11 protein-coding genes and 5 pseudogenes are annotated in these 20,179 nt (G+C 38.7%); 9 read left to right on the top strand and 7 right to left on the bottom strand.

Annotated features, from left to right (window positions below; all coding sequences use genetic code 11):
* Positions 1–369: 369 nt before the first annotated feature.
* From AC625_RS03300 to AC625_RS25350, 5 genes and pseudogenes are all read left to right on the top strand, one after another.
* Positions 370–555 carry a carbon storage regulator gene (locus AC625_RS03300; RefSeq protein ID WP_049679981.1) on the top strand — a complete coding sequence of 62 codons (186 nt, stop codon included), beginning with the start codon at positions 370–372 and terminating at the stop codon, positions 553–555.
* Between the two features lie 185 nt (positions 556–740).
* Positions 741–1,154, top strand: a pseudogene (locus AC625_RS28725) (flagellin N-terminal helical domain-containing protein); the annotation flags it as partial.
* Positions 1,155–3,326: 2,172 nt separating this feature from the next.
* A pseudogene (locus AC625_RS28720) lies at positions 3,327–3,506 on the top strand (flagellin); the annotation flags it as partial.
* Positions 3,507–3,851: 345 nt separating this feature from the next.
* Positions 3,852–3,965: pseudogene (locus AC625_RS03285) on the top strand (flagellin); the annotation flags it as partial.
* Between the two features lie 81 nt (positions 3,966–4,046).
* A protein-coding gene (locus AC625_RS25350) for an IS3 family transposase (RefSeq protein WP_156187401.1) occupies positions 4,047–5,410 on the top strand; the annotation gives its coding sequence in 2 pieces (ribosomal slippage) (positions 4,047–4,542 and positions 4,542–5,410; 1,365 coding nt in all).
* A 196-nt stretch (positions 5,411–5,606) separates the two neighbouring features.
* Here AC625_RS25350 and AC625_RS03270 read toward each other — a convergent pair.
* From AC625_RS03270 to AC625_RS03260, 3 genes are all read right to left on the bottom strand, one after another.
* Positions 5,607–6,311 carry a response regulator transcription factor gene (locus AC625_RS03270; RefSeq protein ID WP_049679977.1) on the bottom strand — a complete coding sequence of 235 codons (705 nt, stop codon included), beginning with the start codon at positions 6,309–6,311 and terminating at the stop codon, positions 5,607–5,609.
* A 7-nt stretch (positions 6,312–6,318) separates the two neighbouring features.
* Complete coding sequence (locus tag AC625_RS03265; protein ID WP_049679976.1) at positions 6,319–8,463, bottom strand: sensor histidine kinase; 2,145 nt, start codon at positions 8,461–8,463, stop codon at positions 6,319–6,321.
* Positions 8,464–9,391: 928 nt separating this feature from the next.
* Positions 9,392–10,393 carry a DMT family transporter gene (locus AC625_RS03260; RefSeq protein ID WP_049679975.1) on the bottom strand — a complete coding sequence of 334 codons (1,002 nt, stop codon included), beginning with the start codon at positions 10,391–10,393 and terminating at the stop codon, positions 9,392–9,394.
* Positions 10,394–11,098: 705 nt separating this feature from the next.
* Between AC625_RS03260 and AC625_RS25345 the strand changes: the two genes are divergently transcribed.
* Together AC625_RS25345 and AC625_RS03255 are read left to right on the top strand one after the other, a co-directional pair.
* A complete protein-coding gene (locus tag AC625_RS25345) occupies positions 11,099–11,401 on the top strand; it encodes a recombinase family protein (RefSeq protein ID WP_082190928.1) in 303 nt (100 codons plus the stop codon).
* Between the two features lie 977 nt (positions 11,402–12,378).
* Positions 12,379–14,070, top strand: coding sequence for a methyl-accepting chemotaxis protein (locus AC625_RS03255; protein WP_049679974.1), 1,692 nt, complete (start codon positions 12,379–12,381; stop codon positions 14,068–14,070).
* 1,087 nt (positions 14,071–15,157) lie between these two features.
* On the opposite strand, the gene AC625_RS03250 is transcribed toward AC625_RS03255, so the two are convergent.
* The gene (locus tag AC625_RS03250; protein ID WP_049679973.1) at positions 15,158–16,000 is read right to left on the bottom strand and encodes an aldo/keto reductase; all 843 of its coding nucleotides are present in this window, start codon (positions 15,998–16,000) and stop codon (positions 15,158–15,160) included.
* A 494-nt stretch (positions 16,001–16,494) separates the two neighbouring features.
* Positions 16,495–17,076, bottom strand: a pseudogene (locus AC625_RS03245) (ABC transporter permease subunit); the annotation flags it as partial.
* A gap of 422 nt (positions 17,077–17,498) precedes the next feature.
* On the opposite strand from AC625_RS03245, the gene AC625_RS03240 reads away from it, so the two are divergent.
* Complete coding sequence (locus tag AC625_RS03240; RefSeq protein WP_049679972.1) at positions 17,499–17,975, top strand: cell wall hydrolase; 477 nt, start codon at positions 17,499–17,501, stop codon at positions 17,973–17,975.
* Between the two features lie 206 nt (positions 17,976–18,181).
* On the top strand, positions 18,182–18,463 hold the full coding sequence (gene gerQ / locus AC625_RS28440) for a spore coat protein GerQ (RefSeq protein ID WP_425415433.1): 282 nt from the start codon (positions 18,182–18,184) through the stop codon (positions 18,461–18,463).
* Positions 18,464–18,523: 60 nt separating this feature from the next.
* On the opposite strand, the pseudogene AC625_RS27535 reads toward gerQ, so the two are convergent.
* Together AC625_RS27535 and AC625_RS03230 are read right to left on the bottom strand one after the other, a co-directional pair.
* Positions 18,524–18,654 (bottom strand): annotated as a pseudogene (locus AC625_RS27535) (nucleoside triphosphate pyrophosphohydrolase family protein); the annotation flags it as partial.
* Positions 18,655–18,979: 325 nt separating this feature from the next.
* Positions 18,980–19,858 carry a radical SAM/SPASM domain-containing protein gene (locus AC625_RS03230; RefSeq protein WP_049683571.1) on the bottom strand — a complete coding sequence of 293 codons (879 nt, stop codon included), beginning with the start codon at positions 19,856–19,858 and terminating at the stop codon, positions 18,980–18,982.
* Between the last annotated feature and the right edge of the window lie 321 nt (positions 19,859–20,179).

Genomic DNA, 20,179 nt, shown 5'->3' with positions numbered 1-20,179 from the left:
TGCGTAAAAAACTCAAACCTAGTAAGGCTCTCGAATTATGAAACTCCCTCAACTTCAAAAAAAAGATTTCTCCAAAAGGCTAAACACTTCAAGTAAATTGTCGATACATAAATTAATCACATATCTGATTACTCATGGACGAGTAAATACGCATGTAGTTTCAAGGAGGAATACTTGAAACTGATGTCTATTTATTCGTCTTTTTTACTGTTTAATTGTATTTTTTTAACAATTGGATAATTTATAAAATAATTATGAGACTTAGGATGAGCAAATAAGTCGCCGTCATTCTTCAGGAGGAAGAAGGGCAGCGACCTGTTTGCTCATTTTTTTATGTACATTTAATAAACCGGATAAGGGGATGAGCCAATGCTCGTGTTAGGGAGAAGACCTGGGGAATATATAATGATTGACAACAACATTATCGTAAAGGTCATTAGAAGCGATGAAGGCCATTTACGCTTAGCGATTGAAGCACCGAAGCATATTTCTATTGTTCGTGGAGAGTTATGGGAAGAAAACAATATGGCCTTAGAAATGACAAAAAAGGTCTAGGTCCAGGTCTAGGCCCCCGCCACTTAAGGACGAGTGGTGAAGTCAAGGAAGATAACAATTTGACTTACAAATCCTTGTTTTGGATTAGCGCGCAATCCATCAATGATTTGTGAGTACAGGGTATGCGCTACAAAGGATGCAAACGGATAGGCATCCTAAAACACACCACATGGAGGTAATGAGAAATGAGAATTAACCACAACATTGCAGCACTTAACACACACCGTCAGTTGAACAGTGCAACTACGAATCAATCAAAATCAATGGAGAAATTGGCTTCAGGTCTTCGTATTAACAAAGCTGGGGACGATGCAGCTGGTCTTGCAATTTCTGAGAAAATGCGTGGACAGATTCGCGGGTTGGGTCAAGCTAGTAAAAATGCTCAAGATGGTATCTCTCTGATTCAAACAGCAGAAGGAGCATTAAGTGAAACACACAGCATCCTTCAACGTATGCGTGAATTAGCTACTCAATCAGCGAACGATACGAATACAACGGGTGACCGTGATGAAATTCAAAAAGAAATGAACCAGTTAACTTCTGAAATTAACCGTATTGGTAATACAACGGAGTTTAACACGCAAAAACTACTTGATGGTGGATCAAAAACAACAAGTACTGGTAACTTAGCAGTTACTACAACTCCTTTTGCATCAACAGGTAAAACTGGAACAGATACGTTGGATATTAGTGCTGGAGCTGGAACAGGTGCACTCAGTAATGTATCAGAAACTAAAACAAGCGTAAAAGCAGGTTCATTGAGCTTAGGAACGGTAAATACAACAACTGATAGTAAATTAGCAGCAACTGCTGGAGCAATCGGATCAGATTTAACTGAAGTGAAAGTAAGTAATGCAGGTGGTACAGGGGCTATTAATGCTGCTCATGAAGCAACTGCAGGTACTGGTACAGAAAAAGCAGTATACACTTTTGAAGTGAAAAGTCAGTTTACTGATGGAGATACAATTACAATAGGTGGTCAGACGTTTACAGCAAAAACTTCAGGTGCTGCTAGTGGTACTGAGTTTAATATCGGTGCAGATATCGAAGGAACTGTAAATAACTTAATGTCAGCACTTAACGCTAATGCAACTGTAAGTGCTGATTATACTGCAACTGTAGGTAGTCCAGCATGGGGGGCAGATACAAATAGTATCACAATTACACAAAATGTAGCTTCAATTGATGTTAATAAAGCTGATTACACTACAGGTGTCGTTGTAGATAAAGCTCTACCTCAGGTAGGTCAATATAAATTTGAGATTGCAAATAATTTTGAAGTAGGGCAAAAGATAACAATTGCAGGACAAGATTTTGAAGTAAGAGCTGCAGGTGGAACGACTGATGGTACTGGATTTGTAGTGGGTGCAGATATCAATGAGACAGCTGACAACTTATTAGCAGCTATTAATGCTAATACTGATTTGAGTGGTAAATTTGATGCAGTAAACCAAAATGTTGGTGGAGCCGGTATTGCAGGAACTGGTTTAGCAACAGATTTAGATACGATTGTACTTCAAGAAAAAACAGCTAGTGGAGATACAATGGCAGATGTAGTTGGTATTGATGTAGCTAATCAAGCTGCAGTTAAGGGTGAATATAACTTTGATGTCAATAAAAACTTCTCTGTAGGCGACTCTGTAGATATTGGTGGAACAAAGTACACAGCAATCGAAACAGGTAAAGGTTCTGGTGCTCTCGGCGCAGCAGGGGCTAATGAATTTGTAATTGGTGCGGATACATCCGCTTCAATCGACGCTTTAAATGCTGCAATTAATGCAGATGTGAATAGTAAATATACTGCAACTAAAGCAGATTCACAATTCTTTAGTGACAATCGTGTTGTATTGACAGAAAAAGCGGCTAGTGGATCAACTACTGCTCCAACAGTTACTGCTGCTAATGTTGGTGATGTTAAAGGCGTAAGTGAATTTAAAATTACAGATAACCTTGCTAATGGTGATGTGTTAAAAATTGGTGACACGTTATTGTTGGCAGGCGGTGCAAATGCATCAGCTGGATTAACTGGTGATTTTGTAGTAGGAGCAACGGAAAGTGCTACTGCTCAAAATATCGCAGATGCCATCACTAATGCAACTAGTACTAGCTCACAAAATTTACGGGACTTACAAGCAAAATACGCTGTTGAAGTAACTGGCGACACGCTGCAATTTACAGAAAGAACAGCAAGTGGAACGAACCTTACAACTGCTGATATTAAAATTGGTAAAAATGCAGATAATCGATTAAATGGTGCTGCAGTCCCACAATCTTATGAAATTAAAGCAGAAGCACTTGATGTAGGGTCAAAAGTGAAAATTGGTAATGCTGAAATTACATTAGCTGGTCAAAATGGTACAGCAAAACAGGTTGCTGAAGAATTGAAAAATCAAATTATAAATGCAGATTCTAACAGTTCAGCAGCATTACAAGCTTTAAAAGCAAATTATAATGTAACAGTTACTGGTGATACATTAAAATTAGAACAAAAAGTAGCTGCAAATGGTGAAGCACCTCTTACTGCAGATTTTAGTACTATTGAGTCAACAGGCTTTACTGCTAATTTACAAATTGGAGCCAACACAAATCAAAAAATGAGTTTAGGTATCAACGATATGCGCTCATCGGCATTAGATATTGTTGGTGGTGTTAATGGTTCAATTACGGTAAACGATAATGGGACTGATTATACAGCGAAATTTACGTCTACAAGTGATGTAACAGATGGAACAGTCGGAGAAGCTGCATTAGATATAAGTACAAATGAAAATGCTACTGCAGCAATCAAGGTAATTAATAATGCAATTGAAAAAGTATCTACTGAGCGTTCTAAATTAGGTGCATTCCAAAACCGTTTAGATCATACGATCAACAATCTAAATGCATCTTCTGAAAACCTAACTGCTGCGGAATCTCGTATCCGTGACGTAGATTATGCTGAAGCTGCTTAATTGCAGGAATAAGCACAGTCGTCCTGGCTGGTAACGGCTTGGATTATAATCGGGTGAATTGCTGGAAACCTCTAAAACTCACTTCCCTACAACGTAGCTGGAAACGGCAAGCGTGAATGGTTGAAAAGAAGCGAGATTGGGCAATCAGCAGCCAAGCTCCTGTCTCGAAAGAGTGGAGAAGGTTCAACGACTAGGATAGACCATCTAAGGCGAATGCTATGGTGATGAAATCCGTAGGTGAAGCAATGTACATCAGCATTGTGAATCCGAAGTTCCCGACCCCTACTAAGAAATTAGAGGGTGAAGATATAGTCTAGTCATTTATGAAAGTAAATGTTTCGCACGATGGCGAAAGAAATGATGGAACAAACTAAGAACTCAATCCTTTCACAAGCAGCACAAGCAATGTTGGCTCAAGCAAACCAGCAGCCTCAGGGAGTTCTACAACTTCTTCGTTAATATTAGATTATTTGGAAGAGACCCTAGTTTTGAACTGACCCGCAAATGTTAGACACCAACTAACATTTGCGGGGTGTTTTTATGTCTAAATATACAGTAGAAGTTAAATTACAAGCGGTGGAACGCTATTTATCTGGAAAAGAAAGCTATAAAACCATTGCAGAAAGTATTGGCGCAGCTAAATCTCTGGTCATTACTTGGGTGAAATTATTTGAAGCACAAGGAGAAAAAGGTTTTAAGAAAGGCTATACAAGCTACTCATCTGAGTTTAAACTAGACGTACTCAATTTTATGAACGAAACAGGTGCGTCTCCTCGAGAAACGGCAAGCACATTTAATATTACTTCCCCTAGTACCGTTTATCAGTGGGAGCAGTTGCTTAAGACAGGAGGATTGGACGCACTAGAACCGAAGAAAAAGGGGCGTCCATCCATGAAAAAAGAAACGAAGAACATTGAATCACAAAAACCAATCCAAGCTGAAGTCTCGGTAGAAGCCTTACAAGCGAAAATCAAGCATCTGGAAATGGAAAATGCTTATTTAAAAAAGTTAAACACTTTAGTTCAGTTACAAGAAAAATTACAAATAAAATCAAAGCGCAAGTAATTTTTGAACTAAAGGAACAATACGAGATCGTGGATTTAGTTAAAGTCGCGGGCATTCCACGCAGCACATATTACTACTGGGAAAACCGATTGGATCCAATCGATAAATATGAATCGGTTAAAGAAGCGATCAAGCAGATTTTTCACGAACATAAGGGTCGATATGGTTACCGTCGCATCACAAAAGAACTAAAGAAATGCGGTTTTACGCATGATCCAAAGACCATTAATCGCTTGATGAATGAAATCGGCTTAAAATGTATGGTCCGTATGAAGAAGTATCGTTCTTATAAAGGAAACATCGGAAATATCGCTCCTAATGTATTACAACGTGATTTTAAGGCAGATAAAATGAATCAAAAATGGGTAACAGACGTAACTGAATTCCATCTCTTTGGAGAAAAACGTTATTTGTCACCTGTTCTTGATTTGTGTAATAGTGAAATCCTCGCATATAAAGTCATGAATCGCCCGGTCTATCAACTTGTAGGTGATATGTTAGACGAAGCTGTGCAGCGCCTTCAACCAGGAGATGAAGTCATTCTTCATTCTGATCAAGGCTGGCATTATCAGATGAGAAAATATCAAAAAACATTACAAGAGCACCAGATAACGCAAAGTATGTCCCGTAAGGGCAACTGCTTGGATAATGCAGTCATCGAAAATTTCTTTGGCTTATTAAAGTCTGAACTGCTTTATTTACAAGAGTTTGAAAGCATGGCGCACTTTGAAAAGGAATTAGAAGAATATATCGAGTATTACCACCATAAGCGCATGAAGGCAAAACTAGAAGACCTGAGCCCGGTAGAATACCGAACTCAGATCTTAGAGGCTGCTTAAAATATTTGTCTAACTTTATTGGGTCAGTTCATGCGATACGCTCGATAAACCTGTTCAAATAGTATCGTTGCTTTTAGACCAAAGTCCATTTCCATTTGACTTAAGGTCAGAGTCTCATCATATCGTAGATTAAATGAACCCACAATAATGGTGTAGTGTGTTAGCGGCAGTCGTTGTCACATTACCAACCTTAACGCTATGTTCGCGCTTTAAACGAACTTCTGGCAACCAGCATATATCCGGCCCCCCGAATCGTAATGATTCTCTCAGGATTGGCAGGGTCAGCCTCGATTTTTTTGCGTAAATTACTGATGTGTACAGCAACCGTTCTCGTATCCTCCAGACTCTCCATTCCCCAGATGAGCTGAAACAACGTATCGACACTTACGACACGATTAACGTTTTGTGCCATATAGGACAGTAGACTGAACTCTTTTTTCGATAAAAAGATGGTTTCACTACCCATGTTGACGGACTGTGCGTAGAAATCTAGCGTCAAACCCGGTAACTCCAGCAGTTGTTCCCTTCTGCCCGTCGACACTCTGCGAAGGTGAGCCTTGATCTTGGCCATGAGTACTCCAGGACTGAACGGCTTGGTCACATAATCGTCGCCGCCATAGGATAATGCGCTGATTTTCACCTCGTCTTCCTCACAGCTGCTCAGAAACACAATCGGCGCATTCGTGTAGCTACGTGCGTTCATGCACCAATCAATGCCATTTTCATTAGCCAGCAGTACATCCAGTACAATCAAATCCGGCTCGAAAGACGCAAGCAGCTCCATGGCTTCTGTCCCGCTATGACTGTAGGAGGATATGAAACCCTCCCTCTCGCAATACACCTGAACAATTTCGCATATATGGGGATCATCATCGACAATCATAATTTTGTGCGTTTCCATTACACCTTCACCTTCCTTCTACAATACAAGGAAGCGATACATGGAATATCGACCCCGTCTTGCCGTCGCTCTCCGCTCGAACCGTCCCTCCATGCGCTTGTACGATTTCCCTGCAAATCGCCAGCCCGAGCCCGCTGCCCTCTACTCCCTTCTCCACGCCCGGTCGATCATACTTGTAATTGCGATCGAAGATTTGCTTGAGCTGATCTGGAGGAATACCCGTGCCAGAATCTTGTACGCTAATGATTGCATAGCGGGTATGATTCACCTCGTCCACAGCTAGCGCAATACGCACCAGCCCACCCCTAGAGGTGAACTTCATCGCGTTCGACACTAAATTAAACAAAGCCTGCTCTAATCTTTGCGCATCCATCTCGACAACAGGCAAGTTAGGTCGTTGATCTTCCGCATCTCCGATATCCAGCATGAAATCTAACCCTGCGTCACGCACAACCAGCTCATATTGTTCAAAAAAACCACGCAAGAAGTGAATCACATGAACCGGCTCCATTCGGTACGAGACTTGTCCTGTCTCCAAATGCGACAAGAAGGACAACTCCTCGATCATGCGGTTAATCCTTATCGTGTTATCCCGGATATACTTCAGATACTGTTCATTACGTTCCGGCTTGACCCTGTCCTGCACAGCTTCTACATAACCAAGCATGCTGGACAGCGGCATACGCAGATCATGCGTAATATAGGCAAGAAGCTTTTTTCTCCCTTGCTCGGAGTGAAGCAATCGGTCATACGAAGTGCGGAGATCATCATGAGCTGCGGATAAGGCCTGTGTGCGTTCCTGCACGGTCCGTTCCAAACTCATATTCATTTCAGTCAGCTTGTTGTTAGCGTCCTGCAGCTCAAGTGCAATTCTCTCTTCGTTCGATGCCGCCCTCGTAAATCTTGAAGAAAGCAGAATCATCTGTGCGATCGTAAACACCAACAGACCAAGCGGAGATGTATTTTCGATTCGTGACCATCCATTGTAATATAAAAAATCGTTGACGACAGTAACTAAACCAACCACCGACACCAACAGGAAGATTAGCGCTCCCTCCATACGCCACAGAGCCGCTTTGACCAGCCCAACCATCAGATAAACCATATGCAGAACAACCATCACACCGATCATCAGTAACATTTTGGTATATAGAAGTGCAGGGGTCACCACAACAACGATACAGAATGCGCCGGTAACGATCCGCGTGCCAAGATGAAACCAACGCGACACATAATTCGGAAAAATGCTATCAAAGTACATCGTGATGATATAACCAATGCTGCAAAGAATCAGGTACTCGATCTTGAACTGCAATCCCCATGGAAATGCTGGCCACAATTGTGTGAGCAAGAGCTCGCCGACCAGCAAGGATCGGATACCGGACAACGCGGTGAACAGACCAAAATACAATGGAGCCCTGTCTTTGCGTCGCAGCACAAACAACAGCAGGTGATACATACCAATCACCAGCAGGCTTGCGGTGATGAACATTTCAGCAGCGATTTTCAAATTTGTCCTGACCGTTAACACATCACTGCCGCCCAGCTCTATATACTTGGTGATGCCACCTCGCTTATGATGGAAGTTAGCTACTTGCATAACCAGCTCCACCCTGTCATTCTCGGGCTGGAAGAACACCAGCTTCGTTGCCAGATGCGGGGTCACGCTGCCCTTGTCCTGACCAACCACACCGACTTCTGCTAGCAGCTCGCCATTAACCCATAATTTATACGCATGAAAAATGGTAGGCAGCCGCAGAGCAAGCCGCTCATTCCTATCCTTCTCGCTAAGTTGGATGACCACCCGAAAGGTTGCAAAGCCTGTACCGTTCAGCTGCTGACCATCTAACCGATAGCCTAGCCAGGAGCCCGGGATGCTGATCCAACGGTCATTATTTCCGTCCCTTGTAGAACGAATCTGTATGTCCTCAGGCGACAGCAGCTCTTGCCAGTAGAACGCCCACTCCCCTTTTAACTTTATCGGATTCTCACTGACATGAACCTGCGTTAAATCCAGAATGCCTTCTTCACTTTGGAACTCAGAGGGTGCCGGTGCAGAGATGACGGCATAGCTTGCAACCAAACCAATAACAACGGCAGCAGCTATTTGAAGCAAGATCGTACGCGAACCGATTCGGTGAATACCCCTCATTATGAACCCAACCCCAATCTACAAGAGCGCAATAAGTACGCTAATTATCTAAATAATATCATTATTAAAGGAATATGTACCCTGCAAATATCTGCGAGGCGTTGAACAACACATGCATCACGATGAGGTCCTTTTTTGAACGTAAGAAAAACCGTCCACCCCCGGACGGTTCATTAACGTGCAAACCCAAGTTCTAAACAAGAAGAAGGGAACGGGTAATGAAGCAGATTCGCCGTTGCAGATTCAGCGGTAGATTCAGACGCCGTTTTCTTACACCACAATGTGGCGTCTTGCTTCGAAGATATTTCCCAAGATTTTGCGGGGGGCCCCCTAGCCTCCACTTCTTTCGTTCTACCCGTTTGGCCACCACAAACACAGAAGCCCGAATACTAAATATATTCGGGCTTCAATCTACAGGTAAATGTGGATCTTAACTACTAATCCCTTACGAGCGACACACAGCACTCCACATGTGTAGTGTGCTGACAATAGTCATTATAGATAAATGAGTGAGATGTAGTGGTGTATGTTATTTAAATTTTATATGTTACGGTTCACCGTAACTACTTGAACTAATAGGAAGTGGCAATCAAGATAGCCTGAATCACGAAGACAAGATACGAAAGATCTATTTAAAGGGGATTATTTTATCGTATTAAAACTGATTCCAAATTATAAAATGAACCAAATCATTTATAAATTACTTTTGCAATACTCCATACACGTAACATATGCTTTCAAACTACACAATAACATAAGATCTAATAACCTTAATTGTTTTGAATAGTTGACTGAAGTAGGGAAACTATTAAATCCATTACCCCTTTACCATTGTCGAATGCTCGTTTAAACCCATATGTTTGAAATCAAACTTCTGATACTGCTCTAAGATCTTAAAGAAAAATTCTATTTATCCTATCTCTTTTTCCTAATTCCGGGGTGTTGTCCCTAACGTTTCTTTATCAGGTACTTTCGTCAATTTTTTTGACTCTTTTACGTTCCCTGAAACAAGGATAGAACCTAAAAGTACGATTACCGCTCCTATAACAAATTGTAAGCTAATAGGGGTACCTATAAATATTATTTCAGTTACTATTGCCCAAAAAACATAAGTATTATTAAGTGATTGACCCCTAGCAGCACCGATTAAATTCATTGACATGTAGTATAAAGAATAGTTGGCAAATCCTAATAAACCTGCTATGATAATCAGCCATACTATATTAGATGACACCGCTTGGAATGCTAAAGGAAATCCATGCATAAATGGTACAATTAATATTCCATAACAAAGTGCAGAGGTCAACTGTCTTATATTAATTGCATATAAAGGAACGACTTCTTTTCCTCTCATTCCCCAAGCACCAATCACACCTTCAAGTCCCCAAAATATGGCTGCACCTAATGAGAACAATATTCCGATGAAAAAATGACTATTGACGTCAAAATTGGATGGCATATAGGCTAATATAGTCACTCCTGTGATACTTAAAACAACGCCGAACCAAGTTTTTCCGTTCATTTTTTCCTTCAAAAAAGTGAAAGCAAGCACAGCACCGATCCCAGGGAATATGGAAGCAATACTTGCAGCATAAGTTGCTCCTACATATTGAATACCAAGAAAATAAAAGGTCATGGCCAATGGTCCACCCGACACTGCTCCTAAAACTAAAATCACACCGCTCTTAGTTTTCAACAGCTTTAATACATTTATAAATTCACCTTTTACAATCATAAATAAAGATACCCATAGGGCAGAGAAAAAGTCATGCAAGAAAGCGGCTATAATTGGAGCAAGCACAACAGCCTCTTTAAAAGGTGTACTTGCTATTATAATGCCAATGATTACTGTATCTACTCCCCAAGCAATAGCTGAAGTAGCCCCTAGGCCTATACCCATTCTAGCTTTATTAATATTTTTTATATTCATTAACCCAACCTCTTTTCCAAAAATCATTTCACCATACTATTCATTGAATGGTGAAGCTAGGAAAAGCAATGAGAATGTCCCTTTGCCACGCACCTGCTAGAAAAAATAAAATGGCGCGTTCACACGTTCCATTGCTTATTCCTTTTCCATGCCGGCTGGCAATATATTTAATTGGTCTATCAAGAATAGAGTTTATTCTGCTCAAATTCTTTTTTCCTGACATTGAATCGTCGCGTCTTACCAACATTAATCTAAGACGGAGAAAAAGATTTTTTAAATAATCCAAATGAAGAAAGGGTAGAAAATTGAAGGTCAAACACCTTAAATTAACGATTACGGATATCCCTAGCTTCTCAAATTTTTAGAAACTTATATTGGTAGGATGTATAAAAACAACCGAGGAAATGTTTTTGCGGTAATGCTTACCGACGATGGTTTTGTGTAACTTAAATGGATGGTAAAGGAGTCCATTATCTAAAAATTATCCATATTGGATTCATCTAGGAAATAAAGAATAAGTGAATAAGAGCAATCAACGATTGAAAGAGGATGGATTTAAAGTAGAATCCCAAAAGCAACTACAATACTTTACATGTTTCGACTTTTTTTGTCAAGTTCTGTGAAGGTGAGATCCAACAATAGCTTCCACATAAACTACTGAGCGGGCATCCTCATAACGGAACAATTATATGATATTTACAAGAAATTGAAAGTGGTACGAAGAATATTAGAAAAGGGCTTAATCAGTTAATTCAAGATGCCAAAGATCAAAAATTTGATTTAATCTTAGCAAAAGAACTTTCTCGGTTAGCAAGGAATGTACCATTCGCTTATAAACTAAAAGAGATTTTAACTAAGTGCAGAATCCACCTGAAAACTTTAGATGGTGTGGTGGATACCCTTAATAACGACCAAGATAAGTTCGGTCTATATGCTTGGCTTTATGAACAGGAATCTAATAAAACTAGTAAACGGATCCCGGCGTTTGTTAAGCCTACGACCGTTTGATTAATGTCATATTGATAATAGCCACACACTTTTTTTCTCGTAAAGAACGTCGGTTGAAACCATACATCATGAGTTGCATCATACTGAAAAGGGTAACTGTCATATTGAGCCCGTGTAAATAAACATGTTCACTTTCTTGTAGAGGTGAATCAAAGCGAATTGCAATCTGACGCATACTATCATTTTTTGATTCTCAGTAATGAGTTTGTACAATCCATTCTTTTTTCCTATCTTTGATTTATTTCTTGTCCAACATTTATAGAGTTAATAGGTAAATTCCCATGTGATGTCGGTAGTTGACTATGGTCATATTTGACAGATATTATATATAATTTCGCATGCATTTTTCATCATTGATGACCGCATCCTTAGCCAATTCTTGAAAACCTCTTCTTATTTTGATTCATTAACCAGGGACAATTGTCCCCTTGACTCATTTTCACTCGAAGCCCACCGCTTCCTTCTTTAGTGATACAGGTGGAGTTTAAATCTTTGTTTTACTTCCAGAACAGCATTGATAAATCAAGTTAATACTGAAGATGCAGGAAAAAAGATATATGAAAATTGTCTATTTTTGTTGAATACATTGTTATTTTGTCGAAACTTGTTATAATATCCCTATTACAATAGTTTCTCGATAAAGGCAAACAAAATTGGTGAAAAATTAGGTCGCTAAGCTACGAATCTAACGCATTTCTGCTATGATAGCTAGCCCACGAATAACTCTAGCCAAAAGTGAACCTAGTTTCTTTAGGTTCCCTTTTTTTATGTAAAAAATTATTAAATACTGAAGATGGAGGTTAGAAATTTTTGTCCATAAAATGTTTAATTAGAGTAGAAAGCATTTCCATTTTTTCAGCTGATTTATTGTATAAAAGGTAAGGTAAAACTTTAAAGGGAGAAATAAATTAAAACTGGTAAATCAGTCAATTTTGAGCAACTTTAGAATGTAAATTATAAGAAATTGGGTGTAAGAAGTGAAGAAACAATTTAATTTTAGAAGTATAAAAACGAAAATGTTATTTGGGTTTTCATTAGTAATTTTTCTTATCGTTTTATTTGGGATTTATAATTATTCGGTAATCAATAAGAGTAATGAGGAAGCTAAAAATATTGTAGAGAAAGAGCTTCCACTTTTAATTGCTAATGAGCAAATGGCTAAAACAATGGCTAATCGAATCTCAACAGCCCGTGGTTATGTGTTATATGGCGGCGACTATAAAGACCTATTTAACGAGTATACTGAAGAGGGTAAACGTAATGAAGCCATTGTTAGAGAGATAGGAGCTTCCGAGGAATTTGACAATCTTATCAACAAAACTGTAGAGTGGCGAACGTTTGTTGCAAAAGAAGTATTCGAAGAGTATGACAAAGGAAATAAAGAATTGGCCCGACACAATCTAGCTGAAAAAGACCAGGTTGTACGTGAATTAATGGCCGGATATGAAGAGCTGGCTAGTAAAAGTCAAGATTCGATTAATGAAACAGAAAGAAAAATTATTGAAAATGGAAAAAAAACACTATTTATAGCCACGATAGTAACTATTTTGGCTATTGTAGTTAGTATAGCTGCCGCACTGATTACTTCCAATATTATTGCAAAACCAATAATAAAAGTGATGGAGCGCATGAAGTTAATTGCAAATGGTGATCTAAGCAATAAACCATTAGCAACAAAATCACAAGACGAGGTAGGTCAGCTTGTTGTTGCAACAAACGAAATGAATCATACTATTCGTGAATTACTAAGTGAAATAAACGTCGTCTCTGGATCCATTGCAGGCCAAAGTGAAGAGTTAACTCAATCAACAAATGAAGTGAACGCTGGTTCTCAACAAATTGCAACTACTATGCAAGATTTGGTCGCTGGTACAGAATCAGAAGCCAGAACTGCCAGTGAACTGGCCTCCCTTATGGGATTATTTTCAACTTCCGTTCAAGAAGCTAATGCAATTGGAGAGAGCATCCAAAAGGCCTCAAATGAAGTTTTCCAAATGACTAGTGAAGGCAGTCGTTTAATGGAATCATCTAATAAGCAAATGGTGAAGATTGACCAAATCGTGCAAGAGTCCGTTCAAAAAGTGCAAGGTTTAGACGTTAAGTCACATGAAATATCGAAATTGGTCTCTGTTATTCAGGAAATCGCTGACCAGACGAATCTCCTAGCTCTAAATGCTGCAATTGAAGCTGCAAGAGCAGGCGAACATGGCAGAGGTTTTGCCGTAGTTGCAGATGAAGTCAGAAAGCTCGCTGAACAAGTGTCTACATCTGTAACAGATATTACTGACATTGTCGCTAGTATACAAGATGAATCCAGTTTAGTAACAGAATCATTACAAGATGGATATAAGGAAGTTAAACAAGGAACAATCCAAATAGAGACAACTCGAGAAACCTTTGCTGGAATAAACTCAGCAGTAACAGAAATGGCGAACAGTATTAAAACAGTATCTGAGAACCTATCAAGCATTGCATCAAACAGTGAAAAAATGAATGGATCTATCTCAGAAATTGCAGCTATTTCTGAAGAGTCAGCTGCAGGCGTAGAACAAACCTCTGCCTCGTCTCAACAAATAAGCAGCTCAATGGAAGAAGTAGCCAATAGTTCTAATGACCTTGCGAAATTAGCTGAAAAACTTAATGGATTAGTTCATCAATTTAAGCTTTAAATGCATGATAAAGACATTGATAGAGAGTAGTTCGCCAAAAAGCGAGAATAAAAATCTAAGATAGTCAATGTATGGGGGAAATTCTACCTTTTTTATGAAAACAGAACTAGACCATTTGCGTATAAATCCGCAAATGGTTTTTTATTAGAATCGCTTCAAAACTTTTTATCATGATTTTGATCAGGCTTATAGAATTTTCATCCAATATTTAATTTATGATTCCTTCAAAGGCCGTTTTAAATACTGCTGTCGTATTTATCATATTATTCTTGATTACATCCATTCACGGTTACAGGCTTATCTATCGATTTAAGCTTATCGAGCTTTTTAAAGCAGAAAGACAAGGTGAACGAGCACCCAAAGACTTCCGTAATTCTTTCAATCGTCTCTGTTTTATTGATTGGCGGAGGCTACTGGATCTATCCAAAGAGTATATCAAGCTTTACCTTCTTTGCCGTAATTATAACGTTGGCTCTCACGGTAATCGGAACCTTTATGCTTTTTTCTTCATTAATCCTTTTAATCATTAAACTTTCGAGGAAAAATAAGAGAAGATATTATAAAGGCATAAATATGATAGGAACTTCCCAGTTGTTATACAGAATAAAAGCAAGTGCCTATACCTTGGCAACCATTTCCATACTAAGTGGCTGCCACTTGTTTTTGAGATCATGCACAGCCTGATGCTTCAACGCTTCTATCAAGACTCCTTAGAGCTAACTTAACATTACCTATTATCCTAACCGTAGGCGCATATACCGTTATATATGATTTATTATTTTATAACAGTAAGCTCTTACTACAAGATTATTAATTCAAATAGTAAATAAAACATTCTTTCAGAATCTGAGCCCTGGAATGACCCGAAGATTGATAGATTGCGTTGAAAAAAATCAATTCATGAAATATTGGATGTTTTATTGCAGTTTGTTTATTTATAACACAGAATGGGGTTGTCCCAAAAGGGTCTGACCTCGCACTCTATGCACAGTATATAGTAGTAAAATACTAACTATAATCTGTATACAGTCGTTGCGGGGCCTGACCCTTCCGTTATGGGACATCCCCTTTATACTATCTGTCATTATTAAAACTCTTCATATACAGCAGGATCCTGATTTTTAATTCTGCCATCAAGCCGAGTTAATTTGGAAATCATGCTCATTTCTGTATCATCTAATGAAAAATCAAAAATTGATATATTTTCAAGCTGACGCACAGGAGATGCTGACTTCGGAATAGAAATGGCTCCTAGCTGATAATGCCAACGCAAAACAATTTGTGGGATCGTTTTGTTATGACTTTCGGCAATCGTTAGAAGCGTATCAATTTGCAGGTCTTTAAATCCTCGAGTAAATGGACTCCATGACTCTGTCGCAATATTATTCTCTTCATGATATTTTCTTTGATCTGCTTGATTGAAGAAAGGATGTAATTCAATTTGGTTAATGCTTGGCTTTACACCCGTTTCTTTTTCTAAACGTTCAAGATGTTTAGGCAAAAAATTACAAACCCCAATAGAACGGATAAGGCCCCATTTTTTAGCGTCAATTAATGCCTGCCAAGCTTCCACATATTTATCCTGACTAGGATTAGGCCAGTGAATTAGGTATAAATCATAATAGTCTAAATTGGCGCGATATAAAGATTCTTGAATGGTTGCTACCGCTTTATTATACTCTTGATAACGGCCTGGTAATTTAGAAGTAATTCTTAATTCGGATCTTGGAACAGAGCTGCGTCTAACGGCTTCACCTACAGTTCCTTCGTTTTCATAATTATAAGCAGAATCAATTAGTCGATAACCTACATCAATTGCACTTTGTATAGCATTAACACCATCATTCCCCTTAAGTGGATATGTACCGAAACCTATGACTGGTAAAGTAACCCCATCATTAAGTGTGATCTCTGGAATTGATTTATTCATAACTAACCACTCCCTTCCTAAATATTTTAAGATTATCACATATATGAATTAATTTCATAATTGCGATTTAAAAAACTTACAGAATTTTAAAATTACATTTTTAAAATCAATGTTATCTAGCTGTTCAGTTTTATAACATGAATCTCCAATTATCTTTAAAGTTGATATTCCATAAAATGATCCTTAAATAGAGTAATTAAATAACGCTAACGGTTCGTTAATTTACCCTATTTTGATATGATTCTACTTCATTTTGCTTAGCATATGCCCCCTCCTATTTCCATGTGTATTAAAATTCACTTGCCTCAGTCTTTGCCGTTGACCTGCCAAGATGGCTAACAAACTACCTGTGATCCATTCTCATCGTCCAAACCAAAAGTATATAAACATCCTGTAACCGTGGATATTCTTCACATTTTTTCCAACATGTTGATAATGAAAATGCCAGCTACTACATATAGCTGGCCCATTTCTCTCATTATTGATACATGATTTTAAGCTCTTTGTTTACGAGTGAACACGTCAAAAATAACTGCTAGAGCCAACACACCACCACGGATGATATATTGAGGTGCAATTCCTACTCCCATCAAGTTCATCCCATTTGTTAACGTTGCCATAACGAGTGCACCAATCACAGCTCCTGTTACTTTACCAACTCCACCTGCAGCGGAAACACCACCAACGAATGCTGCTGCAATGGCATCAAGTTCAAATAAAGTACCTGCAGTGGTTGTTGCAGATTGTAAACGGGAGGTAAACAAAATACCAGATAATGCGGATAGCATCCCCATAGAGCCAAATACGAGAAAAGTAATTTTACTCACATTAATCCCACTAAGATGTGCTGCCTCCGGGTTACTACCTACCGCATAAATATGTCGTCCTACCACTGTCTTCGTTGTAATAAAATGATAAACCATTACAACAAAAAGCATAATGATAACTGTCCAAGATAATCCGTTGTAACTAGCTAAAATCCATGAAATATACCCAATAATGGCCGATACAAAAATTAACTGCAGAATAAAAATTTCTTTAGATACAACTTCAAAATTGTATTTCACTTTATTTCTTGTGTAGAGTGTATTTGACAATACATGAGGTGCTGGTGAACATTATCGCCCGTTACATTAAAGTCGTGGGGGGCTTTCTACAATGTTCGTTTAGATGTGATATTGTCTTTTAAATTCAAAAATCTCATCAACAGCCTGCCGATATCCAGCTGATTTTTGCAAGGATTCTTTCATTTATAGTCCCCCTAGTTTACATTCTTTTTTTGTGAATATATTCTATTTTATCATTTGTTTTATGCTTATCATAAAAAAAGAGATACCAACGTATCTCCCTAATTCGATATCTTATAAATTTCACCTTATCACACACTATTCGTTACTTTATAAACATCGGATGAAATCGAAGGATTTGGGCTGATAGGCAAGTTACCAAAACCAGCTTCAGGTAATAAGTTATCTGTATAAGCCAAAGGAGTGAGAAAATGGGTAGACGAATAAAACATACTTCACGTGACGTAGAGGAGTTAGCGAGGCTCATGCTGGCGGAAGCGAGTGGTGAAGGCGTTCAAGGGATGAACATGGTGGGAACGGTTGTGGCCAATCGAGTCGAAGCTGACTGTTCTCCTGACTTCAAAGGGTTGCGCAATATCAAAGATGCGATCTACCAAACCATACCTGGAACTGGCATTCCTCACTTCGAGCCTGTCTTAAATGGATCATTATATACACAACGTCCCAATGAAGCTGACCTCCAAAGGGCTAGGAATCTGTTACAGGGTGATAGGGAGCCTCGTTCAAGAACGAATTTGTGGTTTTTTAACCCCAGTCCGGGGAAAAAGTACCGAGCTCCTTGTACCGAAACGATGCCAAGATCCCCCATGACGAAGTTCGATTTTTCGCACAAGAATCATTGCTTCTATGTTGCGGTACCGGGCTATTGCCCAGAGTTTTATAGATAAATTAAAAAGGAGCTGATCTTCTCATGACTTGTGGAGACTCTAGTTATAATCCAATGAATTATTATTCTGGTTTTGATCCAGCTTCCATGATGCGAGTTAATGGCGCACAACAACCTGCCGGATTCCCAGCGAATATGCCATCTGGACCCTCGTACGGTGTCCCAGTGGTTCCTATCGGGACTGGGAAGCAATTTGCGGGAGGCACGATGGAAGAATCATTTATCGAAAATATCCTACGCTTCAACAAAGGTAAAATAGGTACATTCTACTTTACTTATCAAGGTAACAATAAATGGAATGCAATGGTTTACCACGGGCGCATAGAAACGGCTGGTCGTGACCACCTCATCATCAGCGACCCTTCCACCGGTAAACGCTATCTGTTGATGATGGCAAATCTCGACTGGGTAGAATTCGGAGAACAAATTAACTATCCTCAATCGGCAATTAGTCCGGATGTCCAGGCGTCCCTGACAACAACGGAGTGAGTTTGTAGAACGCTTAAAACCCGCTTACTTCTTTTTTGGAAAAAGAGCGGGTTTTTCTTATTCACTATTTCCCCATTGAAAATTTTCTAATAGTTCATTCGCTTCTAATGATATAGAAATAGCTAAATCCTTTTCATTGTGATAAGGGACCCATCTCTGAACTCAATAATTTTTTGCATAATATCTTTCATTTATAGCCCACCTAGTTTGAGTTCTTTTTTGTTGTAAGTATATTCCGTTTTATTCTTCTGCTTATCATAAAAAAAAGAGATACCAAAGTATCTTCCTAATTCTGTATCTAATAAATTTCACCTTATCACACACTATTAGTCACTTTTATTTAGACCTTTCCCCATGAAACCTTTAAAATACTCAGCTTTAAATTATTTATCATTATTGTATGCTCTACTTCCTTGTTTACCATTACTTATAGTACCGTTCACCGCGTTATATCTAAATGAGGGAATGAGTTGGATTGACTCTACCTAACTTGCTAAATCTTAGCCATTTACCTATCTATTTTCCAAACCTTTTACGATATCCGCATTTTCTACATAGTTCCTCCACTGCCACTCTTCGTGAAAAACCATCTACCAGGTCTTTTGCTCGATCCATCTCGATAATATCAGAAAATGAATGATCATTAATATTTCCAAGGTTGATAACTCCCTCACCATCTAGGCAGCAAGGAATAACAGTTCCGTTTGCTAAAATACCTGCTTGATTTCGCATGCCATAGCAGAAGCCCTTCCCATCATCTTCTTCTTCATGTAACGCAGGCCACTGAAACTCGTAATCTTGATTAATGAAGATGCGGTCCGCAATTTTCACGCCGCTTCCTGGTACGACCTTCTCTTCAATTTTGTAGTCTAAATCAAATTCTTTCTCAATCATTTCTAGTAATTCTCTGTTTCGTTCTCTTTCAATATTCGTCGTATTGTCTTGTGTAAGGTTCCATAATCTCAGGGAAACAATCATTTCTGATTGACTCGTTGCTTCTTTAATAAAAGAAAGGATACTTCTCACATACCCTTCCTTATCTTTAGAACCAACATGGCCATCAAAGCTATGGAGTGAGAAATTCATTTGTCTTAGCGCAGGCTTATTTAATAATTTTTCCCTCTTTTTATTAATTAATGTTCCATTGGTTGTGATATTAACTTTAAACCCTTTTTCATGACTTACGTCTAACAATTGGCCTATTTTAGGATGGAGCAGCGGCTCACCTTTTACATGTAAATAAATGTAGTCTGTGTGCGGTTTAATTTGATCTAATCTCTTAGAAAAATCCTCCACAGAAATGAATTGCTTCTGCCGTTCTGTTGGCGGACAAAAGCTGCATGCAAGATTACATACACTTGTAATCTCTAAGTAAAACTTCTTAAATTTTTTCACGATCAATTCCTCACTTCTTTGACTACTTAGAACAGGTTGAACGATTGTTCTATCACTATTACAGCATATTTGTTCATCATTGGATACATGCTTATTCAAGGAAACTACCATTACCATTTTTCGGTTAACGGAATACACTTGTGTTTTACCTATTATTTATCCTACTACTATCTACACAGGAATTCATTCACTTGTACTGTTTACATAATAGTAGAAAACCATCAGAGAATTTTCTCCAATGGTCTTCACATGTTAGCGAACGATTAGGCAACTAACATATTGTCAAAATTTTAACCAAAAGTGTTCCACTATATAATGTAT

The organism is Peribacillus loiseleuriae, from assembly GCF_001183985.1.
Classification (GTDB): Bacteria; Bacillota; Bacilli; order Bacillales; family DSM-1321; genus Peribacillus; species Peribacillus loiseleuriae.
Note: the sequence above shows the minus strand (reverse complement) of the source record. Positions and strands in the feature narration are given on the sequence as shown.